The organism is Fischerella sp. PCC 9605 (assembly GCF_000517105.1).
Classification (GTDB): Bacteria; Cyanobacteriota; Cyanobacteriia; order Cyanobacteriales; family Nostocaceae; genus PCC9605.
Genome location: NZ_KI912151.1, coordinates 38,658 through 63,463, shown reverse-complemented (window position 1 = coordinate 63,463; position 24,806 = coordinate 38,658). Strand labels below are relative to the sequence as shown.

22 protein-coding genes and 1 pseudogene are annotated in these 24,806 nt (G+C 41.8%); 11 read left to right on the top strand and 12 right to left on the bottom strand.

What is annotated here, in order from left to right:
• The first annotated feature begins 193 nt into the window (after positions 1-193).
• The 4 genes from FIS9605_RS0125285 (at position 194) to FIS9605_RS43070 (ending at position 4,108) form a co-directional block, all read left to right on the top strand.
• Positions 194-2,518 (top strand): transglutaminase TgpA family protein, encoded by a 2,325-nt coding sequence (locus FIS9605_RS0125285; RefSeq protein WP_026735072.1) that lies wholly within the window; start codon positions 194-196, stop codon positions 2,516-2,518.
• Positions 2,518-3,321 carry an EndoU domain-containing protein gene (locus FIS9605_RS0125280; protein ID WP_026735071.1) on the top strand — a complete coding sequence of 268 codons (804 nt, stop codon included), beginning with the start codon at positions 2,518-2,520 and terminating at the stop codon, positions 3,319-3,321. The genes FIS9605_RS0125285 and FIS9605_RS0125280 overlap by 1 nt, the downstream gene beginning before the upstream one ends.
• Before the next feature lie 2 nt (positions 3,322-3,323).
• Entirely contained in the window at positions 3,324-3,467 is a 144-nt protein-coding gene (locus FIS9605_RS43075; RefSeq protein WP_155960534.1) for a hypothetical protein, read from the top strand.
• 494 nt (positions 3,468-3,961) lie between these two features.
• Positions 3,962-4,108, top strand: coding sequence for a hypothetical protein (locus FIS9605_RS43070; RefSeq protein ID WP_155960533.1), 147 nt, complete (start codon positions 3,962-3,964; stop codon positions 4,106-4,108).
• A gap of 175 nt (positions 4,109-4,283) precedes the next feature.
• Here the strand turns inward: FIS9605_RS43070 and FIS9605_RS0125270 are convergent, their stop codons facing one another.
• The 3 genes from FIS9605_RS0125270 to FIS9605_RS0125260 form a co-directional block, all read right to left on the bottom strand.
• Entirely contained in the window at positions 4,284-5,000 is a 717-nt protein-coding gene (locus FIS9605_RS0125270; protein ID WP_026735070.1) for a pirin family protein, read from the bottom strand.
• Between the two features lie 505 nt (positions 5,001-5,505).
• A complete protein-coding gene (dps, locus tag FIS9605_RS0125265) occupies positions 5,506-6,072 on the bottom strand; it encodes a DNA starvation/stationary phase protection protein Dps (protein ID WP_026735069.1) in 567 nt (188 codons plus the stop codon).
• A gap of 249 nt (positions 6,073-6,321) precedes the next feature.
• Positions 6,322-7,383, bottom strand: a complete 1,062-nt coding sequence (locus tag FIS9605_RS0125260; protein ID WP_026735068.1) for an aldo/keto reductase — start codon at positions 7,381-7,383, stop codon at positions 6,322-6,324.
• A gap of 224 nt (positions 7,384-7,607) precedes the next feature.
• Here FIS9605_RS0125260 and FIS9605_RS0125255 point away from each other — a divergent pair, with 224 nt between their 5' ends.
• A complete protein-coding gene (locus FIS9605_RS0125255) occupies positions 7,608-7,808 on the top strand; it encodes a hypothetical protein (RefSeq protein ID WP_026735067.1) in 201 nt (66 codons plus the stop codon).
• 166 nt (positions 7,809-7,974) lie between these two features.
• Here FIS9605_RS0125255 and FIS9605_RS0125250 read toward each other — a convergent pair whose 3' ends face one another.
• Positions 7,975-8,880 carry an AraC family transcriptional regulator gene (locus tag FIS9605_RS0125250; protein WP_026735066.1) on the bottom strand — a complete coding sequence of 302 codons (906 nt, stop codon included), beginning with the start codon at positions 8,878-8,880 and terminating at the stop codon, positions 7,975-7,977.
• Positions 8,881-9,092: 212 nt separating this feature from the next.
• Here FIS9605_RS0125250 and FIS9605_RS0125245 point away from each other — a divergent pair, with 212 nt between their 5' ends.
• Positions 9,093-9,497 (top strand): thiol-disulfide oxidoreductase DCC family protein, encoded by a 405-nt coding sequence (locus FIS9605_RS0125245; protein WP_026735065.1) that lies wholly within the window; start codon positions 9,093-9,095, stop codon positions 9,495-9,497.
• A gap of 73 nt (positions 9,498-9,570) precedes the next feature.
• On the opposite strand, the gene obgE is transcribed toward FIS9605_RS0125245, so the two are convergent.
• Together obgE and FIS9605_RS0125235 are read right to left on the bottom strand one after the other, a co-directional pair.
• Positions 9,571-10,602, bottom strand: a complete 1,032-nt coding sequence (obgE, locus tag FIS9605_RS0125240) for a GTPase ObgE (protein ID WP_026735064.1) — start codon at positions 10,600-10,602, stop codon at positions 9,571-9,573.
• A 254-nt stretch (positions 10,603-10,856) separates the two neighbouring features.
• The gene (locus FIS9605_RS0125235) at positions 10,857-11,549 is read right to left on the bottom strand and encodes a Mo-dependent nitrogenase C-terminal domain-containing protein (RefSeq protein ID WP_026735063.1); all 693 of its coding nucleotides are present in this window, start codon (positions 11,547-11,549) and stop codon (positions 10,857-10,859) included.
• A gap of 218 nt (positions 11,550-11,767) precedes the next feature.
• On the opposite strand from FIS9605_RS0125235, the gene FIS9605_RS0125230 reads away from it, so the two are divergent.
• Positions 11,768-12,586 carry a class I SAM-dependent methyltransferase gene (locus tag FIS9605_RS0125230; protein WP_026735062.1) on the top strand — a complete coding sequence of 273 codons (819 nt, stop codon included), beginning with the start codon at positions 11,768-11,770 and terminating at the stop codon, positions 12,584-12,586.
• A gap of 37 nt (positions 12,587-12,623) precedes the next feature.
• Positions 12,624-13,727 (top strand): hypothetical protein, encoded by a 1,104-nt coding sequence (locus tag FIS9605_RS0125225; RefSeq protein WP_026735061.1) that lies wholly within the window; start codon positions 12,624-12,626, stop codon positions 13,725-13,727.
• 509 nt (positions 13,728-14,236) lie between these two features.
• Here FIS9605_RS0125225 and FIS9605_RS0125220 read toward each other — a convergent pair.
• The 3 genes from FIS9605_RS0125220 to FIS9605_RS0125205 form a co-directional block, all read right to left on the bottom strand.
• Positions 14,237-15,703 carry a hybrid sensor histidine kinase/response regulator gene (locus FIS9605_RS0125220; protein WP_026735060.1) on the bottom strand — a complete coding sequence of 489 codons (1,467 nt, stop codon included), beginning with the start codon at positions 15,701-15,703 and terminating at the stop codon, positions 14,237-14,239.
• A 26-nt stretch (positions 15,704-15,729) separates the two neighbouring features.
• Positions 15,730-18,063 (bottom strand): ATP-binding protein, encoded by a 2,334-nt coding sequence (locus FIS9605_RS0125215; RefSeq protein ID WP_026735059.1) that lies wholly within the window; start codon positions 18,061-18,063, stop codon positions 15,730-15,732.
• Between the two features lie 478 nt (positions 18,064-18,541).
• Positions 18,542-19,546 carry a transaldolase gene (locus tag FIS9605_RS0125205; RefSeq protein ID WP_026735057.1) on the bottom strand — a complete coding sequence of 335 codons (1,005 nt, stop codon included), beginning with the start codon at positions 19,544-19,546 and terminating at the stop codon, positions 18,542-18,544.
• A 453-nt stretch (positions 19,547-19,999) separates the two neighbouring features.
• Here FIS9605_RS0125205 and FIS9605_RS44355 point away from each other — a divergent pair, with 453 nt between their 5' ends.
• From FIS9605_RS44355 to FIS9605_RS0125185, 3 genes and pseudogenes are all read left to right on the top strand, one after another.
• Positions 20,000-20,164 carry a hypothetical protein gene (locus tag FIS9605_RS44355; protein WP_197036141.1) on the top strand — a complete coding sequence of 55 codons (165 nt, stop codon included), beginning with the start codon at positions 20,000-20,002 and terminating at the stop codon, positions 20,162-20,164.
• Positions 20,165-20,508: 344 nt separating this feature from the next.
• A pseudogene (locus FIS9605_RS0125190) lies at positions 20,509-20,795 on the top strand (SDR family oxidoreductase); the annotation flags it as partial.
• A gap of 13 nt (positions 20,796-20,808) precedes the next feature.
• Positions 20,809-21,885, top strand: coding sequence for an AOC03_06830 family ribosome hibernation factor (locus tag FIS9605_RS0125185; protein ID WP_026735055.1), 1,077 nt, complete (start codon positions 20,809-20,811; stop codon positions 21,883-21,885).
• A 132-nt stretch (positions 21,886-22,017) separates the two neighbouring features.
• On the opposite strand, the gene gap is transcribed toward FIS9605_RS0125185, so the two are convergent.
• The 3 genes from gap to fldA all read right to left on the bottom strand — a co-directional run bounded on the left by gap (position 22,018) and on the right by fldA (position 24,727).
• Positions 22,018-23,043, bottom strand: a complete 1,026-nt coding sequence (gene gap, locus FIS9605_RS0125180; RefSeq protein WP_026735054.1) for a type I glyceraldehyde-3-phosphate dehydrogenase — start codon at positions 23,041-23,043, stop codon at positions 22,018-22,020.
• A gap of 154 nt (positions 23,044-23,197) precedes the next feature.
• On the bottom strand, positions 23,198-23,983 hold the full coding sequence (locus FIS9605_RS38165) for an alpha/beta fold hydrolase (RefSeq protein ID WP_051470142.1): 786 nt from the start codon (positions 23,981-23,983) through the stop codon (positions 23,198-23,200).
• 231 nt (positions 23,984-24,214) lie between these two features.
• Positions 24,215-24,727, bottom strand: a complete 513-nt coding sequence (fldA, locus tag FIS9605_RS0125170; protein ID WP_026735053.1) for a flavodoxin FldA — start codon at positions 24,725-24,727, stop codon at positions 24,215-24,217.
• Positions 24,728-24,806: the final 79 nt, after the last annotated feature.

Sequence of the window (24,806 nt, the reverse complement as noted above, 5' to 3'; positions counted from 1 at the left end):
CTGGTTTTGAAACCGAGCCAATCTTTTAAAAAGCGGTTATTAGGGCGTCTACGGACAGCTGCAGTGAGGAGGAAAATTGTGATGCGAGGGAGGTTGGTTGACCTCACTCGCATTGTGTCAGTGGCGTCTACATAATTGCTTTGCTTGTATACCTATCCGCTGCTTTTGATTTGTAATGTTTAAGTTTTCCAGGATGAGTTGGCTTTGGCGTCTACCTTTAGGTCATGACTGGCGGCAAGATTTGCTCCAGTCGCCTGTAAAAGAAGTGGAAGAAGATTCAATTACCTTGCGGGTGTTAGTGCTAGCGTTGGTGGTTGTGGGCATTGTGGCGACGGATATTGCAGCTGAAACTAGCTTCAGTTTCTGGGCAGTACCGCTTTCAATAGTAGGCTCTATTTGGAGTTATTACCGTCGCCGCGATCGCAATATCTCAGTTAAATTTTGCATCGCCATAGGAATGTTAATAGCACTGGGTGCTTTCTTAGGGCGATTGCTGGGAGAGTTGAATGATACGCGACTGGCTTTGGCGGAATTATTAATTCAACTCCAGGTGTTGCATTGCTTTGATATACCCCGTCGCAAGGACTTGGGTTATTCAACCCTGATTGGATTGATTTTGCTGGGTGTGGCGGCTACGCTGAGTCAAACTTTAGCGTTTGCCCCACTGCTGTTGTTATTTTTAGCGATCGCCCTGCCTACTTTAGTCCTAGATTATCGTTCCCGACTCGGCCTGGAGCAGGTTAAAATTCAGAATGAAAAATTTAAACAGGGGAATTCCTCTGTTGTTTTGAATTGGAAATTTTTAATTTTTAATTTTTTGATGATTGTTGGGCTGGGACTGGCGATTTTTGCCCTTTTACCCCGCCTTCCTGGCTATCAGTTGCGGATGTTTCCAGTCAGTTCTCCCATTGAAATCAAAGGCGATTTTACAGGGCGTCAAATTGTCAATCCTGGTTATGTCCGCCGAGGTGATACTCAAAATCAAGGCGATGTCAGCGGCGGTACAACAGACAGCCAAGCAGGCAAACCAGGAAAGCAAGATAATAGTTTTTATTACGGTTTTAACAGCCAGATGAACCAAAACCTGCGGGGAGAGATGACACCCAAGGTAGTAATGCGGGTGCGATCGCAAGCTTTAGGTTTCTGGCGAGTGCTGGGATTTGACCGCTACACCGGAAAGGGATGGGAGATTTCACGTAACGAGCAAGTAAAACGCATCAAGCGATCGCCTTGGTCTTATCAAATTTTTCTTGACCCCCCAGTCAGCGCTGCTCAAACCAAAGAGATTGTGCAAACTTATACAGTGGTGTCGGATTTGCCCAATTTAATTCCAGCAATGGCATCTCCCAAGGAGATTTACTTTCCGACACCGATGCTAGCCGTCGATGCTGAAGACGGATTGCGATCGCCTGTGGAATTATCGGAAGGCATGACCTACACAGTTATTTCCGAAGTTCCCTACCGCGATCGGACTTTATTAGGAAAAGCCTCTACTAAATATCCACCAAGTATTAAAAATTACTATCTGCAAATTCCTCCTGAAATAGCCGAAAAAGTACGCAAACGAACCGAAGAAATCCTAGCTAACTACAATCAAGAAAGAGTCGGGAAGTCAAATAAATCACTGGACTCAACCTATGAAAAGGTTCTCTACCTAGCTCAGTATCTGAAGCAAAACTACACAATTCCAGAAAATCCCCTCAAACTGCCTTATTTGGATGAAAAGGAAGACTTGGTAAAGGCTTTCTTGTTTAAGCACAAAGGAGGCTACCCAGATCATTTCTCCACAGTGTTAACAGTAATGCTGCGTTCCATTGGCATTCCCGCACGGTTGGTGGCTGGGTTTGCACCTGGAGAGTTTAATCCGTTTACGGGAATGTACGTTGTTCGCAACACTGACGCCTATGCGATGACAGAAGTGTATTTTCCTAAATATGGCTGGTTCGCCTTTGACCCTATTCCCAATCATCCCCTCATACCCCCCTCTATAGAAGAGAATCAAACTTTTAGCACACTACAGCAGTTTTGGAATTGGGTTGCTGGCTGGTTGCCCTCTCCGGTGACAGGTTTACTTAATAATGTATTTGGGGCTATATTCGCCTGGATTAGCAAGGCTTTTTCTTGGTTTTTATCTTTATTCTTTCAAGGTTGGTTGGGTGTTTTAACAGGCTTAATCTTGGCGACAGCAATAGCTTTCTTAAGTTGGCTAGGCTGGGATAGGTGGCGAGAGTGGCGCGATCGCTTTGCTTTGAGGAAATTACCACCGATGGAAAGTCTTTATCAACAAATGCTGCAATGGACATCCCAAAAAGGTTTGGGCAAACATCCGGCACAAACACCCCTAGAGTATGGCAAAATTTCATATCAGCATCATGCGACTGCAACGGCTAAGGTAATAGATGAAATTTGTCAAGCCTATGTCAGCTGGCGTTATGGTGGTCATGCTCCTAACTTGCAAAGACTACAACAAAAATGGCGCCAGATGAAAAAGACTACCAAGAGATTAAAATTAACTTAATGTGGTTAACAATAGGATTGTTTATTTCGCTGGTTGCTGTTCCACTTTGGTTGCACAGTCCAGTGGCTGCTCAACAGCAAGATAACAAACTTCTGCCCTTTTTTGATCGTGAAGACAACCCTGTTCCTGTTGGTTTCCCACCAGGACAGCAGCTAGACATCTCACCACCTCCACCAAAGCTAAATGCTTTTGACCAAGCAGTTTTAAATATTTGTGGTTCTATCGGTACAAGAGTTAGTCCCAATCAATTTCAGCGGCTTTTATCTTACTATCCAGATGTCCTAGACAAACTGCAAACAGTGACTGGCGGTGAACTGCGTCCGGGTAGAAAGACAAAATCAGAATTTTTGCAAGATTTAACTAATATTTGGTTTAAACGACAGGGGTTTGAACACATCTTTTGTGGCGAAATATATAACGAAAATGACATAGGCGGTTTGCATTTTTACGGTAGATACTTGCAACTGCAAAATCAAGGCATTGGCGGACGCCTTGAGAATAATCAAGCCCGGGAAGAAGTGGTTCCTGGTGTAATTTATACAATGGGTGTGGTGATTAACCAGGGGAACCGTAAAGTCACAGATGTGATTAAAGGCTACGGCTACCTTAGCAACGCCCAAGAAATGCTTTTAGATGCAACTAAAATCTTTAAACTCCAAGGAAATACTGAGGGAGCATGTATTTATAATGTACGGGATTGGGAGACAGGAAAAACTTTCTCTACTGTTTTTGTTAGGAAAGAAAAAGCGATCGTTACCTTCTATCCCGACGCTACCCCCAACGGACAACCTTGTAAAAATTAATTATGATGCTCCAAACAGAACGCTTGCTGTTGCGTGAGTTTTTGGAAGCTGACTGGCAAGCAGTTTTTGTCTATCACTGGACGCAGCGAACACAGACCGATGCTCGCAAGTTTGTGCAAATGTTTATTGCTCAGCAAAAGGAATAGCCGCGAACGAAGTTTCAATTAGCTATCAAGGTATCACGGGAGGGTGAGAACCCCTACCTTTTAAGGCTTGTCATTACCAACATCTTTTAAAGTGAAGTAGGGGTGTATTAGAGTCAGAGTATGAAGTTGGAAAATTTCACAGACCTCCAGACTTGGGCAGTTGAACAATGGGGAGATGCTGAGTGAGGGGATAGTAGTCGCACACAAAGAGCGAATCGCTGTTGGAGCAGAGCAGCTATAGCGGCTAACCCACAGGCGAGTCTACCGGATTGATGTAAGGGTGGATGAAATTCGTGCGCATATCGATGATTTGCCCAAGAAGATGTTAAACATCAAGCATTAGTTGAGCCTCACATCACGGCGACCCTAGACAAAGCGACAAACAATAACATAACAGCGAATGCTGTATCCAAGATACATCAGAGCTTGATTACACACATTCTCGGCAAGTCTAGGGCTTAGGTCACATCGGTGACGGTAAAGGTCGAAGAATTATGCTACATAGTTGTTTAGCAGTAGCACCAATACCAGGTAATCCACAAATCTTGGGACTAGCAGGACAAATACCTTGGTTGCGTAGCAACGACAATCACAACGCCGGATGTAGAACCTCTGCCAGAACTATTGAGAACAGACAGTGAAGGGGAAATTTGGGCGTAAATCTGGTGGTCTGCCAACCGGGCAGACCTTATGGCGAGGTTGGTTGAGATTACAAGATATGTGTTGGGCTGCTGATTTCATTACACAGCCACTTTAGAAATGTTGGTAATGACAAGCCTTAAAAAGGGGGGTTGGAGGGATCTAATCCCAGCCACATCAACCTAAATCAAACAACAAGATTTCTGCACCAACATCAGTGCTGATTTCAAGTTTTTCTTCGCCATTCATTTGCACACCATCACCTGATCTAAGTTCTTCACCGTTCAAATTGGCTACACCTTGAGCAATTTGCAACCAACCATAACGATTTGGTTGGAGATGATAATTAACAACATTACCAGGTTCCAAAATAGATGTGTATAAATCAACATCTTGAAAAACTTTCACAGCCCCATCACGCCCATCTTTAGCAGCAATTAAACGTAATTGACCACGCCTTTCTTCAATGGGGAAAGCTTTTTGGTCATACCTGGGTTGCAGTCCTTGCTGATCGGGAAGAATCCATATTTGCAAGAAGTGGACTGGTTCTGTTTGAGAAGGATTAAATTCGCTGTGTAAAATCCCAGTTCCAGCACTCATGATTTGTGCTTCCCCTGGACGAATTATTGACCCATTACCCAAGCTGTCTTTATGCTCTAACGCACCTTCCAGCACGTAGGTGAAAATTTCCATGTCTTTATGACCGTGGGTAGCAAAACCAGCACCAGGAACAACGCGATCATCGTTAATTACACGCAAAGAACGAAATCCCATGCGGTTAGGATCGTAAAAGCTACCGAAGGAAAATGTATGGTAGCTATCAAGCCAGCCTGTTTGAGTGCGACCACGTGCGTTTCTATCGTGAATTAGATGAGTTTTAGCATTTGAAAACATACGTGAATCCTCATTGTTTATGTAGTTTTAGAAATGCCTAAATCAAGCTTCTTAGCAAAGTGCAGCGGTCTTGCAGCAGTTGTTAGCAATTTGAATCAGATGTATTGCTAACAAGTCAAACTATTGTATGTGTGAAACCAGGGTTCAATCATATTGTTAAATAGCAAAAATGTTATTTATTTTTACCCTGGTTTTTACCTATCTCAATATTAGATTATATGACTTGGAAATGAAAAGTAGATACTTAAAAGTAAGGTAGTTACCAAAAAGATACTGTTCTTTTGATGCTGTTACATTAACTTACAGTCAAGGAAGTATATATAAAATAATGGTGCGTTAGGCTTGCCATAACGCACCCTACAGAATTTGTTAGTAGTTAGTTATTTGTTGCCAGTCTTTCCAACTAACAACAAACAACCAACCATCAACCACTAACTACTAACTACTAACCACTAACTATATTACGCATTACCAATTTGCTGAGATTTCAACTAAATTGTCTTAGTTATTTAACGCCAGCTTTCTCTGGAGTTTTGGTTGCTGCGGTACCATTTCCTGGCTTGAGTGCTGCTGCTTGCAAATGAGCTTCTAAGAACCAGAGTCGTTTATCAATGGTGCGAGAGACTTCGGTGTAAAGGTCTGCGGTATCAGCATCGCCTAAGTTATCAGTTGTATCGATCGCTTGTCTGATATGCTTGGCGTAAGGTGCAAAACGCTCTGCCAAAGCTGTAACGTGTTCCATACCATCCAAAATATCAGTAGGATATTCTGGCAATATAGAACTGGCTGCTGCCATGCGAACTGTACCGCAAGCATAGCCACCCAAAGCGGTAATTCTTTCCGCAAACATATCAATGAACTCTTCTAACTCATCTGCGATTTCATCAAACAATTCGTGCAGTTGGTAGAAATCGGTTCCTTTGACATTCCAGTGCGCCTGCTTTGTCTGAGTTTTTAGATCCGTTGTAGCTGCTAGAGTTTGGTTGATCAGTTCAACAATTTTGGTGCGTGCATCAGCAGGAATATCAATGCGGCTGGGATAAAGACGTGATGACAGGTCGTTTTTGCTCATGGTTGTCACTCTCTTTCTCTTTTTGGCTCGACAAGACGAGTTTACAGATATTGCTTTGCTTTACGAAACTCTCTGACGATAGATGGTATTTTTCTCTTGGCGCTATAAAATAATTGCATTCTAAGCAAAATGTTAGTAAATAGTAGATAGTAGATAGTAGTTAGTAGGTAGGATTGATAGTTAGTTGTTGGTTCTTCCCACTAACCACTAACCACTAACCACTAATCACTAACCACTAACCACTAACCACTATCCATAAGCATGATGATTGTCTATGAGGTTGAATGTACCACCGAAGAGGCGATCGCGCATTACATCATTCTGCAAGAAGTCATGAGGGAAACCCAGCTCAATTTGACTGACTTTGTTCAGGCGTTGCAGATGTTCTGGCGAGAGAGTGATATCAACGCAGGCTAAATTATCTTTAATCTGCGATACCTTACGTGCACCGATGATTGGGATAATCACGCCGCTTTGAGCGCGTAACCAAGCAAGTGCTACTTGTGAAGGTGAACGTCCAATTTCTTGGGCAACTTGGGTAACAACTTCTGCGATCGCTAAAGCGCGTTCCGAAATAGTTCCTCCCCCTGTAGTTGAGAGTCGCCCTTGTTCTTGGCCATTTCCCTGACTTTGCCGGTTGTATTTACCCGTTAGCACACCACCACCCAAAGGAGACCACGGCAATACTGCCAAGTCGAAGGCTTTTGCCATCGGTAGCAACTCTCGTTCTGGTGTTCGCTGAAGCAAATTATACTCAATTTGTAGCGCTACAAACGGCGTCCAGCCGTAACTCTGCGCTAAAGTATTCGCTTGGGAAACTATCCAGGCAGGTGCATCAGAAATACCAATATATAATACTTTGCCTTGATGCACCATATCATCGAAAGCACGCATGATTTCCTCAACAGGCGTCATATAGTCCCAAGCGTGCAACCAGAATAAATCTATGTAGTCTGTATTGAGGCGTTTCAAACTGCCTTCGAGCGACTGCATCATGTTTTTGCGATGATTACCACTGCCATTGGGATTGCCTGAGTGGTTGTTCATCTGCAAAGGAAACGAGTATTTAGTAGCAACTACAAAGCGTTCCCGTTCCGAGGCGATGAACTCACCGACAATTTTTTCACTAGAGCCATCTGTGTAACCATTGGCAGTATCGATAAAGTTTCCGCCCGCTTCTACGAAAGCATCAAAGACTTTTCGGCTTTCGTCTTGGGATGCTCCCCAACCCCACTCTTCACCAAAGGTCATGGTTCTCAAGCAAAGTTCAGAGACTCGCAACCCGCTTTTACCCAAGAGTTTGTATCTCATCACCGCTTTCTCATTTACTGAGGATGAGTTTAGCTAACTTCTATACTTTTGTCTTGCCTTTTCTTGCCAAAAATATCACATTCTTGCTTTACCAGCCCCTTTTAGATGAGTAACATTAAATAATTAAGTATCAACTAGGTTGATTGTCACGGGGAATAAATCCCCGCGTCCGTCTCCTACCGTGCCGTCCATGCACGGTTTTTCGACGTTCCCGCGAGGTTTTTATGAACAAAACAACGCAGAACACATTCGGCTCTAGGATGACTGATGAAGATTGGTTTAACTTAGGAAAATCTGATGCTTGGGCTGGACAACCCAAAGTGCCACCAGAACAAGATTCTCAAGCTGCTAGTATGTACGAACTAGGTTACAGTGAGGGAGAAATTAAACGTCCGCCAATTGAAACTAGAGCAGCAGACGACTAGAACACCGATTCAGTATTCAGAAATTGTCTTTATGGGTGAGACAAGGGAGAGTTCTTGAGAGTGGGAGAGGGGGAGAACCGGAGGTGGGGAGAATATAAAACTTGACTCTTCTTCCCATCACCCCATCACCCCATCACCCCATCTTACTTATCTCTCCTTTCTCTTGCTAAATTTTGACCTGTTCTCTGTAAACTTTTGGCGTTATACCTATGAGTCTGCGAAAAACACTTGTAAAATGGCTCTGATTTTGAAAACCTACCTGCTGGCAAATTTGATTAATTGTTTCCTCACTTAGAACTAATAATTTTTTTGCTTTTTCAATTCTGCAATTCATCACGTATTGGTGAGGTGACAAACCAGTTGACTGTTTAAAAAGGCGCGAGAAATGATACATACTCATTCCCACAGCCGCAGCGATTTCAGCAAGTGTCAAATCTTGTTCGAGGTTCTCGTTAATATACTCAATCGCTTTTCGCAACTGGATGCGAGAAAGACCGTCAGAATATGTAGAAATTTTTGCCAAAGATGTAGAATAGTTCTTGAGCAAGTGAATGCAAAGGGTAGTCGCCAAAGATTCGATATAAATACGACTACCCATACCATCAGACTCTAGCTCTGATTTGAGCGCTAGCCCTATATGCTGAATTAGAGGATCGGCAGAAGCTAATTGTGGCAGAACTTCGTAATTTTGCAAATCTATTGAGTCGTAACCGACACGGGTAAACAGTTCTGCATCTAAACTCACGAGTAAAAATTTTGCTTCCAGATCCCAATGCAACTTATGATAACTATTCGCCGGAACCACGGTAATATCACCATAGTTAATGCACTCATGGTGGAGATGTCCATTTAATACTCTTTCTACTTTGACGGGGCGCTCCTCAAGGCTAATACTAATAACATGCTGCTTGGGACTATGTTCTGGAGTACTATGACCGGGCTGTTGATGATAATCTAGCCGGATACCGTCCCATTTGGCTTTGTAACTTGACATTAGGGGCGATCGCGGCAGAATTTCTGCATAAGCGTCTTCTTCAGCAAAATCAATAGTTAAGATCTTCTCTTCTGCCATTGTTATCGCCTCGGAAACAAACAATAGGGTTTGAGATATTAGCCCATACTGTATTTAAGATAAGGTTAACTTTTCACGCTCAGTGGTTGCTCATAACGAACAAACAACAACTAAAGACCCTTATATTTATTTTTATTGACGTTTAGTAACCTAATAATTAGGTTTACAAATAGTAATATACACTAATTTTTGCATAGACAACCGCTATTGCCATGAATTACTACGTCATCTACGACGGAAACTGTAATCTTTGCGTTACCCTAGTGCAATTGCTAGAAACCCTAGACCAAGGAAACTTGTTTCGCTACATTCCGATGCAAGATGAGCAAACACTACAAAAATGGGGAATCACACCGCAAGATTGCCAGTTGGGTATGATTTTGATTGATGCCAACGCGCCAGATCGACGCTGGCAAGGCAGTGCAGCCGCCGAAGAAATTGGGCGATTATTACCATTGGGTAATGTTTTCGTAGATGCTTATCGTGCCTTGCCTGGAGTGAAATGGGTAGGTGATAGAGTTTATGAACAAATCCGCGATCATCGCTACAGCTTGTTTGGCAAGCGTTCTAGTACATATCACTCAGCATACTGTGCTGAGGGTGGCTGCAAACTTTAACAGCAAATCAACATGGTCATTAGTCAACAGTCAATGGTCAATAGTGAAAAGACTTTTGACTGTTGACTGTTGACTATTGACTATTGACCAACTGTTCATCTTTAGCATCAAGTTGATCGAGTATTGACCAAAGTTCTTGCAACATTAACTCTAAACCAGTACCCGTAACAGCTGAAATTAAGAATACCTGAGCATGAGAAAGATGATTGAGTGTTGTTGCTAGTGCTTCTAAATCTACGCTTTCCCTATCGACTGCATCAATCTTGTTTAGCGCTAAAACTTGGGGACGTTCTGACAATCCCCGCCCGTAAGCCTGCAATTCTTGTTGAATTGTATTGTAATCTGCGATCACATCATCACTAGTGGCATCAATCAAATGCAGTAGGACTCGCGTGCGTTCAATGTGGCGCAAGAAATCATGCCCCAAGCCTGCCCCTTGGGAAGCACCTTCTATTAGTCCAGGAATATCAGCAAAAACTGTGCCATCACCACTCGGTTTGCGTACCACACCCAAATTTGGCACGAGAGTTGTAAAGGGATAGTCAGCAATTTTCGGACGTGCTGCCGATAAAGCCGAAATCAATGTTGATTTTCCAGCATTTGGCAGCCCAATAATCCCCACTTCTGCCAAGAGTTTTAACTCCAGACGCAGCTGTTTAATTTCTCCTGGTAGTCCTGGCAAGGCATATTCGGGGGCGCGGTTGCGGTTACTCAAAAAATGCTGGTTGCCCAATCCACCTTTGCCACCTTTGGCGATCGTTAAAGTTTGCTCAGGTTCTACCAAATCCCCTATTAATTCCCCTGTTTGAGCATCATAGACAACTGTGCCGCAGGGAACCTCAATAATCAAATCCTTTCCATTTGCCCCAGTGCGGTTATTCGGCCCGCCACGCCCACCGTTTTCTGCCTTAAATCGATGGTTGTATCTGAAATCGAGCAGAGTTTGCAGGTTTTCCACCGCACGTAATAACACAGAACCGCCTTTTCCCCCATTTCCACCAGAGGGGCCACCTGCTGGCACATACTTCTCCCGCCGGAAAGCGACAATACCATCGCCTCCCTTACCTGCTTCTACTTCAATTTCTGCTTGATCGATAAATTGCATAGACTTAGTTAGTAGTTAGTAGTTAGTAGTTAGTAGTTTAGTTGTTGGTAATTGGTAATTGTTATTTTTATTTCCCATTCCTTATTACTCCATTCCCTACTAACCATTAACCCTTCGGGTACTCTACGAGAAGCCGCCCTGATGGGCGTCTACGCTAGTCGCTCATGGGGGGAACCACGGCAGGTGCTCATGGGGGGAACCCCCAAGACCGCACTGCCTCCCCAAGACCGCGCTAGCTCACCACTAACCACTAACTAAATATATTCTGAAACATCCTCACCACATTCATCTGCCAGATAGGAGAGGGCGCGGAAGCGCAAACCTACGAGTTGTTCATAAAGCGGGTTGAGTTTACATAAAGGTGGGATGTGAACAATCTTTTGCCCAAACAGCTTGACATCCCGTTCAAATGGACATTGGGAGGGAATCATTTTGCACAAAAAGCGGGCAACTCTGGGATCTTCGATGTCTAGTCCATCCAGCCATTCGCGCACTGGGTGTAGTGCGTCAAGTTGAGGCTTTGTGGGTGCGATAACTAATGGAGTCTGTACCTGTTGTTGTACCTGCTCTGGCGGATGGTATTCTAGGGTATGGCGCAGAGCTTCTAGTAAATTGTCTGGCTCTCCCAAAGCTTTGCACAACTGATGCAATAGGTAGTCTTCGCTTTTGGAATAAGTACCGTCGGCGATCGCCACCATAACAGCAGTACGTAAGAAATTTTCCGCTGCTGGTGTGCCTTTGCCTAAGACAGCTGCTAATTCCTCTGGTTCAATCACATCTAATGATTCCAAGCTTGTTCCTAGAGCCAGTTCATCCTTAGTGATACTAGCAATTAAATCTTTTTCTTGGTCATCAAAATCACCATCTGCCCAAGCAATAGTCAGTAATCCCCGCAGCCAAGCGGCAACTTGTTCACTGCTGTAGGGAGATTGAACAGCACTTGTCATAAACTCACGCCTCTAGCTTTTCCCAAGTCCATACTAGCCTGTGTTGAATTCTTGTAATGTTGCCTTTGTTAGCAAACATTTTAAGTAGCTGATGAGTGGCTACCCATCCCACGACACATGAAAAATCTCACTTATTCTGCCTCCTAGCTTCTTCTTTATTTTTCTTATGCTAAAATTACTGAGAATTTTTTTAATTAAAGTTCCAAGCAAAGGATATCATGACTAAAACTAAAGTTAACCTTGGTGTGGTTCAAGAAACACTATTAATTCCCCTCTGGGCTAGGGCTGCTGAAATCAAGCAAGCCGACCCCATCATAGTAGACCCGAAATCGGCTGAGATTCTAGAAGCGATTGATTACGATTTTGATAAGTTCGCTACTGCAAATAACTCTCAAATAGGCGCTTGTTTGCGAGGAATGCTCATCGACAATTGGGTACGCGCTTACCTTCAAAAACACCCCCAAGGTTCGGTTGTCGATATTGGTACAGGACTAAACACGCGCTTTGAACGAGTAGATAACGGTAAAGTACGTTGGTTTGATTTAGATTTACCAGATGTGATGGCATTGCGAAAGCAGTTTTTTGCTGAAACAGAACGACGTCAATTTATCACAGCTTCTTGTCTGGATACAGATTGGTTTGAGTGCGTTAAAGCTGCTGGCACACAGTCCTGCATGTTTGTAGCGGAAGGCGTGCTGATGTTTCTTAACGAACATCAAGTTAAACAGTTGTTTGCTAATCTTTTGCGAGAGTTTCCCGGTTCTTTGTTTGCTTTTGATTCGATATCACCGCTGTTAGTCAAGAATCAAAAACGACATGATGTACTCAAACATACTTCGGCAAACTTTGATTGGAGTATCTCAGATATTCGCAAATTGAAAGATTGGGACTCCCGTTATCAAATCATGGAGATTTGTACGTTTAGAGATTTACCAGCTAAATATTTAAAACGTTTTTCCTTGTTAAATCGCTTGTTGTTCTCATACATTCCTCCCTTGCGAAATACCTATCGCTTAGCATTAGTTAAATTAGGTTGATTTTTAATTAATAAATAATTCGATAAAGGTCTAAATAATGTTTTATTTTGGCATCGAGCATGAAGTTGCTTTTCTGACTCCTGAAGGAAAGTTCGCAGATTTTTCCAGCATCAAATTTGCTGATTTTAATCAAATTATTGAACAGCTACCGACCTATCCCAATGACTATCCTCAATTACGCATTGGCGACGCTGGTATTAAAAAGAAAAGGTGGTATATAGAGGGATTTGAAAGATTTGCGGATTCAGAAAAAGTGATCGAATGCGTTCCTAAAGGTATAGAAATCAGAACCACAATCAACTCTGATATTCAAAGTACTATTACTGAACTTACAGAAAGTTTTTACTTGCTGCAAGAAATCGCTGCCAAATTTGGCTTTTCTCCGGCTTTGATAAGTTGTAATCCTTACCATGCAGTTTTTAAGCCTGAACCTCCATTAAATGATTATGAAATTAAAAGGAGGCGGACTTCTCCGGAAAAACAAACTGCCAATATTCCCATGTTGACCTATGGCCCAGATTTGAATATTTCTGTAGCAGGTTTACCTTATGAACGTGTAATTGAGATTGGCAAAAAGCTGACTTATTACAGTTCCTATATCGTTCCTTTTAGTTATAGTTCTCCTTTTTACCAAGGCGGTTTGTGGGAAGGACTATCAGTGAGGACATTTATTAGAACAGGTCAAAGACCAGCAGCGATGGTATTTGTAGAAAAATCAGAACAACTAATTCAGGCTGCGCCTTCATTGACAAAAATAGCACGCATTCCCGCGGAAGTGGGTCGGATTGAATTTAAAGCATTCGATAGTTGTGATGATTTTTCTATTTATGCTGCATTGCTGGCTTTATTAAAGGGTCTGGTTTTAGATGAATCACTACCTGGTAGAGCAACAGTACCAGACACAGCCAAGCACCAACTTTCCGCACAACAAGGGTTTGACAACCAAGATATTTTTGCGATCGCCTCACAAGTTTTGCAAGCTGCTGAAGTTGCTCTTGGGGAAGATCCAGATGTGAATTTGCTCGCACCGCTGAAAGTTATGCTCAACAAGCGGGAAACAAAAGCTCATCAACTCATCCGGGATTTCAATAGGGTTGGTTCGATAGAACAAGCACTAAGAAATACTTACTCAGCATTTTGATGAATTAATAATAATTATCAGAATAGTTTGTAGCTACTCAAAAATTGTTAGAGGCTGCTTACACATTTGTGTCTTTGTGGTGAAAAAGATAATTTTTGAACCACTAAGACCTAAGAATAAAAGAGTATTTCTGTTAAGATTTGGGTTTGTTAGTAAGGTTTCAATCCCTAATAGGGAATGGCACTTACTTAAGCGATCGCTACATGCGAGAGAATAGGCTAAAAAAGTCTGCAAGTCTGTACTAAACAAAGATTATGAGACTTGGAGCCGACTCAAATCATATCCTCCCATGACCAAACCTCGACACGCTAGCAATCCCCAGTTAGCTCCATAAAAACCTTAAGTAAGTGCTATTCTTACAGCAGATTGCAAGTGAATGAGGTACAAATTTTAAGAACAAAGCTATATACCAAGAGGCTTTCAAGGCTGTTCCCCGTTAAGAGTTCCCTGTTCCCTGCTGTATATGGTGCGTTACACTATCGCTAACGCACCCTACAAATTTAAGATTTTTACAACGGAATCTGAATTATAAATTCTGTTCCTTTATCTGGTAATGAAATACATTGTAATTTTCCGCCGTGGTTCTCAGTAATAATTTGGTAGCTAATTGCCAGTCCTAGTTCATTCCCTTTAGTCTTAGGTTTTGTCGAGAAGAAAGGCGGAAATATTTGACTTGGAAATAAATCTGGTATTCCCATGCCATTATTAGAAATTCTGATTGTTACTTGTTCTTTGTCTACGTTAGTACAAATCCGAATCTGAGGATTTGTAGATAATCCTTTGTCAATAGTCATTTGCTCTTTGTCTTTTATTAATGATAAATGAACGGCAGGTGTTATAACGGGACGGGCTTCCTTAGCCGGATGCAAGCTCCGGCTCCAGCCCTCGGGAACCTCCGCAACGCACTGCTTCTTAATGACAAATGACTCATCTAAAGAATCAATTGCATTGACTAGCAAATTCATAAATACTTGATTGAGTTGTCCAGGATAGCATTCTATTTTAGGTAAATTACCATATTCTCTTACTATCTGGATGGCGGGACGTTTAGTCTTAGCTTTCAAGCGGTACTGTAAAATTAACAGAGTTGTTTCTATTCCTTCATGAATATCAATAGACTTTTTTTGTTCTCCGTCAGCGCGTGAAAAATTTCGCAGGGACTGCATAATTCCGCGTATGTTATCAGTCCCTAGTTTCATTGAAGAAATTAGTTTAGGCAAGTCTTCGAGAACATGCTCCAGATCCATTGTTTCCATTCTATCTTCAATATCTTGACCTGGATATGGAAAATTGTTCTGGTAAAGTTTCACCAAGTTAATCAGTTCTCCTACGTAATGTTTAGCATAATACAAATTAGTAGAAATTAAGCCAATGGGATTATTAACTTCATGGGCAATTCCTGCAACTATCTGTCCTAATGAAGAAATTTTTTCAGATTGTACTAGTTGTAATTGAGTTTTCTTAAGTTGTTCCAAAGCTTGATAAAGTTCCACAGTTCTTTCTTCAACTCGTTTTTCTAGGAGTTGTTTTTGCTGATCTAACTCTATATTTAATCGTCTAAGTTTTAGGTGCAAGTGAACTCTAGCTAAAACTTCATCTTGTTGAAATGGTTTAGTAATATAATCAACTGCTCCTAGACTTAAACCTTTTACTTTTTCTTCTATATCTGCAAGAGCGGTTATAAAAATAATCGGAATATCTTTTGTAGATAGGTCTGCTTGTAATAAGCGGCATGTTTCAAACCCATCTAATTTTGGCATCATAATATCTAATAGTATCAAATCAGGTGGATTATTTTTAATCTGTTCAATGCCACTCATGCCATCCATCTCAACTAATACTTCATAGCCTGCACTACTTAAAGCAGAATATAGTACTTCTAAATTAGTTGGACTATCATCAATTACTAAAATAGTCTCAGTATTTTTGACTTTTTCTATTTCTTGCTCAAGATTATTTCCCATTTCGAGTGACATAAGTTAGAAATAAAGTATATAAAAAATTAAAATTTGATATTTTTATGTAAAAACTGGCGAATCTTTTGAATATTAAAGCGTTTTACTAAGCAATCTAATTCCGCAACAAATTTTTGATATTGATTATCCATTTTCGCAAGCTTTTCTAATTCTTGTTGAATTCCCTTGATTTGCCCTTTCTTCGCATACTCTATTAGCATTATCAATTCAGATTCTGGCGGCACAATCATTTGTATTTTAGATATTTTTTCGGGATGATTTAATTGATTGGTTTCTGCTTTTTCATAAATCCAATTTAGTTGTAAATGCTTTGATAAAGACCGATATAATTCTTTTATTTTTACTGGTTTTGCCAAGAAATCATTTGCTCCTATTGCTAAACTCTTGTTCCGATCGGTATCAAATATACTGGCTGAAGAAAGAATTACTATAGTATCTTTTAACTTGGCTGAGTCTCGCACTTTTGATAGCATTTCTCGTCCATCCATAATAGGCATTGCTATATCAGAAATAATCAAATCTGGCTGAGATTGATTAGCTTTTTCTAAACCTTCTTGTCCGTTAGTTGCTTCTATAACTGTAAACCCAATAGTTTCTAAAATATTGACAATTAATGAACGGTTTTCCCAACTGTCATCGACAATTAGTATTTGCTTTCTACTGCCAGAATAACCAATAATTTTACCAGTACTTGTGATAATACTGCTTTCTGTCCAGTAATCAGCTATCGGGCATTCTATTTCAAACTCAAAAACACTACCTTTACCTAACTCACTCTTCACAAGTATGTAACTACCCATGATTTCTACTATTTTTTGACTAATAGTTAGCCCTAGTCCTCTACCTTCGTTTTGACTTTTCTGATCTCCTAGCTGCTCGAAGGGTAAAAATATCTTTTCTAACTGCTGAGAACTTATGCCTATACCAGTATCTTCAATCGCAAAATGAATATAGACGTGTGATGATGATTGGTTTTTTCTGACTTTTACATGCAATGTAACGCTACCTGTGTCAGTAAATTTAATGGCATTACCAACCAAATTAATCAGAACTTGCCGCAGTCGTTTTTTATCGGCAGTGATACCAGAGGGTAAATTATCTGGAGGTTGATAATTAAATTCAATATCTTTTTGTTCGGCTTGAAGTCGACAAATTTCTACTATTCCTTGTAGAAAAGAGGGCAAATGAAAATCTGTCGGGTGGAGTTGCAGTTTATTTGCTTCTATTTTGGAGAGATCGAGAATATCATTAATGAGTGTCAATAAATGAGAGCCACACTGGTGAATAATTTCGATGCCTCGTTGTTCTCTTTTAGTAAGGTTTTGAGAGCGTTGGAGAATTTCGGCGTAACCTAAAATACCGTTTAGTGGTGTGCGGAGTTCGTGGCTCATATGTGCTAGAAATTTGCTCTTGGCAGCATCAGCGGATATTTTGGTTTCTTGTTGTTCTGCTAAAAGAGTTTTGATGTGATGAATAAGTTGATTGAGGTAAGTTGCTAATTTCCCCAATTCATCGCTAGTGGTTGCAGATGCTTGCAATTCAAAGTTAGATTCTTGGACGACTTTGTGAGCAATATCAGTAACTGCTTGGATGGGACGAGCGATCGCCCGATTGGTGTAAACTGCCATTAGCCAAGCAATGCTCGTACTCAAACCCATGCTGGCAACAATAATTAGCATTCTCAAGGTTTGTGCCTGATGTAAGGCTATTTCTGCTTTCTCTTCTTGCTGTTCGGCAGTTTCAATTACAATTGCTAGCTCACCTAGAAATGTCGATGTCTTCGTATAAATCTCACTCGTAGTCAAATCTGTCAGTGATTCTTTGGCTTTCGCTACTTTCCTTGAATTTAAAGTTGATGGTTCAATCTGACGCAAAGTTATTTCTAAACTTTGGGTGAAGTTTTCCAATGTGCCGTTATATTTCCCAAGCAGCGGCTTGAGAGCTTTAATTGATGAAGTTGAAGCAGAGGAATTGACTTGTCTGAGCAATTGTTTGACTTTGGCAATGCGCTGAATCGCTGCTGATTTTGCTTGCTGAAAATTTTTCGGATTTTGAAGATAAGGAGAAAACTCTGGGATTGGTTGGAAGCTCAAAGCAGTGTTTCGCAACTTATTCAACTGCTTGCGTTCTTGGCGAACAACTATTCTCTGCTGGTTTGCACTGTTGTAGTGGCGATCGCCAACAATAACCCCAACAGCAGTACCCCCAACAACAATGCTAATGGCGATCGCATACCCAAAATAAATCTTATTGCCGATCCCCAGATGGCTAAATGGCCATGCAGATAAACTCAGGAAAGATAATTTACCTTTGCCTGAACTAGTTTTAGAAATTCCATGTTTAGAGGCTGGATGAGTCATTCGATTTTGGGTTGACGATTTTAGATTTTGGATTAACCCTCCTCTAAACAGAGAGAAGAGAGTTTGAAGATATTGAATTAAGCAATCCCCAAACCGATTTATCGATAGGAGATGGACATGAACTCAAAAATTTCTCATCTAATACCAATTCTTTATGAAGATACACAGAATATTAAAAAACGAACCGCCCTCCGGGTTCGCCAGTCCCCCCTAAAGGCAGAAGCCTTCTGGGGGGCTGGTCTCACCAAGACGCCAAGAACGCCAAGAGTGGAGGGTTACTCTTTTAGTGCAGTTTCACATTAAATTGGTATAAAATCCAAAATCTAAAATTCAAAAGGGTTAAACTTCGTAATTTATGATTCCCAAATCAAAATTCAAAATTCACATGAGAAACCCGGTTTCTTGGAGAAACCGGGTTTAGAAGCCGCTGAATTTTATTAAGTGCAATTACTTAGGCATAATCTATTGCTGTAGCTTATTAAACAGCAATTTTAGCATCAGCTTCTAGCTTAGATAGTCTTTCTGCCAGCAGTTGCTCTAAGGTTTCCAACGCTTTAGTGAAACCTTTAATACCTTCATCCAGTTTTTCCGATGCCATGCGGTCAGCAGCGTGCATCTTGTCATAAGTAGCCTTGTCCATCGGAATTTTTTCAATTGCCATCTCTGCTGCTTTAGCTGCATCGAGTTTGCGAGGCAGTTCTCCAATTGTTGCCTGCAATTCACCCAGTAGCGCTGGAGAAATGGTCAGCAGATCGCAGCCTGCCAGTTCAGTAATTTCGCCGATATTGCGGAAACTGGCTCCCATGACTTCGGTATGATAACCGAATTTTTTGTAATAGTTGTAGATTGTTGTGACAGACACTACCCCTGGATCTTCTGCTGAGGGGTAACTATCTCGTCCAGTTTCTTTCTTGTACCAGTCGAGAATACGTCCGACGAAGGGAGAAATGAGAGTAACGCCAGCTTCTGCACAGGCTATAGCTTGATGAAGGCCAAACAGCAAGGTAAGGTTGCAGTGAATTCCTTCTTTTTCCAAAATTTCCGCTGCACGAATACCTTCCCAGGTAGAAGCGATTTTGATGAGAATGCGTTGGCGAGAAACTCCTGCTGCTTCATACTGAGCTATCAACTCCCGTGCTTTAGCAACAGTTCCTTCTGTATCATAAGATAGACGTGCATCCACTTCTGTAGACACCCGACCGGGGATAATTTGCAAAATCTTCAATCCGAAGGACACCGCTAAGCGGTCAAATGCCAAAGAAACTACTTGAGCTTGGGATACACCAGTTCCAAGGTCTTTCTTTGCTTGGAGCAAAGTCTGATCGACAATTTCCTGATATTCTGGCATCTGTGCCGCAGCAGTAATCAAGGAGGGATTGGTAGTCGCATCTTGTGGCTTAAACTTTTCAATCGCTTTGATATCTCCTGTGTCTGCGACCACAACGGTCATTTCTCGCAATTGTTCCAGTAAATTCTTCGACATGACATACCTCTTTAAATGTTGGTTGGTCAGGACTTATATGATTGAGTTGCAGTATTCTTCATGTTTGAATCGGTGGTAATGGGTAATTTATTGGTGGAAATTAAGATGTTTTTCATTACTTATTACCAATTACACCGGAAGAATTTAGCACAAGACCTGAGTTACCCCCCAGCCCTATTCTAGGCACGTTATGTTGAGATTGGTTGTGTGATCGCATGCAATTTTCTTAAATCATTTTGCATTTTTATTAATAAGTAAATATTCACTGCTTATTGTATCCCTTGCAGTAATTGTCGCTTGAGATAGATTATTCGTCTTGTAGCGCTTACTCAACTGAGTATTTAAAGTACAAATTCTTTAGGTTTTTTTCAGTATTGGCACTGTGATTATGAGAGTTTTTGATATAATTTCATAATTATTAATATAGCTTGCAATAACTGTTTATATTATGCTATGTTTGAGGCTTATGTTGCAAAAATGAGTGTTGTTCTGAAAGAATATCCTTTTGGTTATAAAACCATAAACATGATTCGCAAACGGCAAGTTCAAAAAGTGGCAAAAAGGGATATTGTAGTAAGAGTAAAATTCATTGCAGATATATTCAGAGTTGTTGCATAAAGCTTAACCCCTCAACTGGGTTGTCATATCCTTAAAAAGTTTTTGCAACACAATCTTTGATTTCTTTAGTAGTGTCATGATGAAATTGTTTAGCCTCAGCTTAACTGACTTATTTTTATTAACGGAGTAAAAATTTTGCTTAACTGGCTTATCTGCCATTGAACAAGGCAAAAATTGATGAAATGCTGATCGTAAAAACTTATCTACATAAAGAGTAGACCTAAATTGAAATAGATGCAAAGATCGTTAACTTGGTGTGCTGGTCTATGGGTTGATCGCTCACGGTCTTTTGTCTGGTCGGATGACTCCCGATCAGAAGTTTGCCGGAAGAGCGAGATCATACTCTCAGCTACTCTATCAGCAAAGGAGGAATGGGAAATTTGACCAAAACTCTAGCGTTGGAGTTGCCAATTGGGGAATTCGAGTAAATGCGATCGCGCCTGGAGCCACCATAATACCCATCAATGAAAGCTGGATAGCCGATTTAGAAAAGAAAGCGATCGTTGAAAGCCACATCCCGATGGGGCGAACAGGAACTGCTGACGAAATCGCGGCTGCGGTTGCTTTTCTGGCATCAGATGAATCCACCTACATCACTGGACAGCCCCCAGGCAGAGTTTCCTTACAATGATTAGGAACTATTCATGATTACTCGCCAAGATCTCAATCAATTGCAATCCTTAATCAAAGTGCCTGCCCTTTCCATCTTGTTGCCGACCCATCGGACATGGCCCGATAACAAACAAGATCCCATTCGGGTCAAAAATCTGGTAGACGAGGCAATGGATCGACTTCGCGCAGAATTTTCCGATCGCGAGTTGGAACCGTTACTGAAGCGGCTGGAATCACTCGTGAGCGAAATTGATAACCCTCATACACTGGATGGGTTAGCACTGTATGTCAGCCACGACTTTGCTAAACTTTACTACCTCCCGTTTCCAGTACCCGCGCGCGTTGCGATCGATCAAACTTTCGCAACACGAGATTTGGTGTATGCTATGCATCGGGCGCTGCGCTATTGGGTGCTGCTGTTGAGCCAAGCGTCTACTCGCTTATTAGCTGGAACAGGCGAGACCCTCGAAGAAGTTCACGATCAGAATTTTTCGATGCAAATGACAGGTCCAGGAGCAACAACTGCCCTTCCCTATGAAGCTGATTCTAGCTATGTAGACGACCGACATCGCCGATTTTTTCAGCAGGTAGACAGTGTATTTACCTCTTATGCCAAAAATGATGAACTGCCATTAATTGTGGGAGGCGTGGATCGGCAGATATCCTTCTTTCAGGAGGTTTCGCAACATACATCATCGATCGCAGGCACCTTAATCGGCAATTTTGACAAAGCGACGATTCCCGAACTGGCTCCTCAAGTGTGGTCAATCATCCAGACTGTTCGAGAGGCGCAACAAATCAATGCGCTGCAAGAATTGGATCATGCGGTGGGTGCTCAAAAGGTCGTCTCTACGATCGAGGAAGTGTGGCAATTGGCGCAGGAAGGTCGGGGAAAACTGCTGTTGATTGAAAAGAACTATCATGTGCCTGCGATCGTTACTGAAGACGGCAGGCTGGAGTTGGTGGATCGCTCAGGCGGCACAGAGGTAATGGATGATGCCGTGGATGAAATTATCGAAGTCGTGTTGGCGAAGGGCGGAAACGTTGCAATTTTGGACGATGGAGCACTATCCGGTCATCGACACATTGCATTAATTTTGCGGTACTGAGATCCTTGCTGTTGTTGGTTGAGTAGACTGCCTTCTAGAGGAAGCGCGTTGGAGGACTTACCTCCAACCTTGCGCCCCCTAATAATGCTGAAAGTATATGTAGTGAATACTACCTAAATGCCTGCTTGCGTCCTACAGCAATCCTTCTTTTCGTGCCATAGCTACCATCAGGTCAAGTACGCGATTCGAGTAGCCCCACTCGTTGTCGTACCATGCCACAACCTTGAAAAAGTTGGAATTCAGTTCAATTCCAGCACCAGCATCAAAGATGCTAGACCGAGCATCTCCCTGAAAATCCGTAGAAACAACCTCTTCTTCCGTGTAACCTAAAATACCTTTTAGCTCTCCTTCTGCGGCGGACTTCATGGCAGCACAGATTTCTTTGTAACTGGTGGCTTTGGCAGTTTTAAAAGTTAAATCAACTACAGAGACATCTGGAGTAGGAACCCGGAAGGCCATACCAGTCAGCTTCCCTTTCAACTCTGGTAATACCAGTGCTACGGCTTTTGCTGCCCCTGTAGAGGAGGGGATGATATTCTGTGCTGCACCGCGACCGCCCCGCCAGTCTTTTTTAGAAGGGCCATCTACGGTGGGCTGGGTAGCGGTCATAGCATGGACTGTGGTCATCAACCCTTCGGTTAAGCCAAAGTTATCGTTGATGACCTTCGCGATCGGAGCCAGACAATTAGTAGTACAGCTGGCATTAGATACAATCGTGTCTTTTGCTGGATCAAATAGGTGATGATTGACACCAACTAGTAAAGTTTTTATCTTTTCTGGATCTTTAGTGGGAGCGGAAATAATTACCCGTTTTGCTCCTGCCTGGAGGTGGTTTGCCGCTCCTTCGTAATTGGTGAACAGTCCCGTAGATTCAACTACATAATCTGCACCTAATTTACCCCAAGGCAATTCTGCTGGATTCCGAATCGATACACAAGGAACAAAGTGCCCATCAATAACGATGCCATCGTCCTTTGCCTCAACGCTTCCCTTATACATCCCGTGGGTGGAGTCGTACTTTAACAAGTAAGCGAGGTTATCTGGTGGTACTAGGTCATTAATACCTACAAACTCAATGTTGGGGTTGTTGATACCAGCACGAAACACTAAACGTCCGATCCTACCAAACCCATTTATGCCAACTTTTAACTTAGCCAAGATTTTGCCTCCTGTGATGGAAATTTGAACAAAGGAAATAAGGGATCGGGGATCGGGGATTGGTGACTAGGGATTAGGGACTGGGGATTAGGGATTAGGAACCTAGTACCCAATACCTAATACCCAATACCCAATACCCAATCCCTCTATATCTTTACTTTCCCATCCTGACAGTCCCATCTGATGAGGGCGTATTTGCTTGGCTTGTTTTAATGTTTGTCTTGGGTTCTGAGTCTTGAGTAAAGCGTTGCCAAAAACTCAGTAGTTGGTCTCCAACCTGTTGAGGATAGAAGTAGTGAAAGAAATGATACCCTTTTGCACATTCCCATAGGGTATCTTCTGACTTGAGCAAATGCCGCCAGTCGTATAATTCTGGTGGGCTGACAACTGGATCGGTCTTACTGCCACATACGAACATAGGCATCACAACCCCTCCCTTAGGGAAATTAACCAATCGCAGCAGAGAGTGTAAGGTGGGAGATTCGTCTAAATCTCTATCGAGGGCAGCCATTAGCTTCTGAGTGGTATGGGGAGGTTGATTCCCAAATAACATACCAACGTTGTTTAGTAAAACTTGCTCGCGACTCAGGGGTAAAAGTGTTCTTTGCTGGTAATAGTGCGCGTGCCAAGTGTTCGCAGGTTGAGATCCGACAGCTAACAGTGCCAGCGATCGCACTCGCTGAGGATAGCGGCGGGCAAACATTAAGGCGATCGCACCACTCATACCGTGACCTGCCAGATTAACTGGGCGATCGTGCGATTTTAAAAAGTCATACAGCATTGTTACAGCTGTGTCTATAGAACTAGCTTCATCTTTTGTTTGATAGTATTCCCATCGGGCAATCAAAAGATGCTTGGACAAGTATTGAAGTAATGGCAGATCAAAACCCTTCAAACTTTGGCTAGCATTTAACCAGAGAACATCAAATTGATTAGACATAAATACCTATCATAGGTAAAATTGAAAGTTATGAATTCTGATTTTTAAGTGAAATTGATGTGTATTTAAATAATTGTTTTTAACTGATATGCCTAAATAATCAAATCAGAATTCAGTATTCAAGTTTATTCTAAATTCTTGAATACTGAATTCTGTGTTTTTTACTCAAAACTTTAACTTTTAAGCAGACACTCTGTTGAAGTCATCTCGATAAATTCGTAAAAAAACTCTCTACAAACCAAATTCTTTCTTTAGCTGAGCAACCCAAGCTTTTACTCGTTCTGCCGTTAGTTCAGGTTGATTATCTTCATCAATCGCTAGTCCGACAAATTTATCATTTCTCAATGCTTTAGACTCGTTGAAATCATACCCAGATGTTGACCAATAGCCAACTGTTTTACCGCCAAGTTCTGAAATTTTTTCTTCCAGAATACCAATTGCATCCTGGAAGTTATCAGCATAGCCAATCTGATCACCAGTACCAAAATAGGCAACTAACTTGTTAGTAAAATCTATATCGTCGAGTTCAGGAAAAAAGCCTTCCCAATCACTCTGAAGTTCACCAATATTCCAAGTAGGACAACCGACAATCAAATATTCATACTCATCGAAATCGGTAGCATCTACTTGGGACATCTCGTGTAACATCACTACACCACTACCGAACTCATCCTGAATCATTTCAGCAACAGATTCAGTTTTGCCAGTTTGAGTACCGTAAAAAAGACCAATTTTTTTCGACATTTGACACCTTATAGATAACCTAGAAATTCGTGAAATTACACAAAAAGGCAGAGATGCTCTTTTAACATGCCGATTAGTC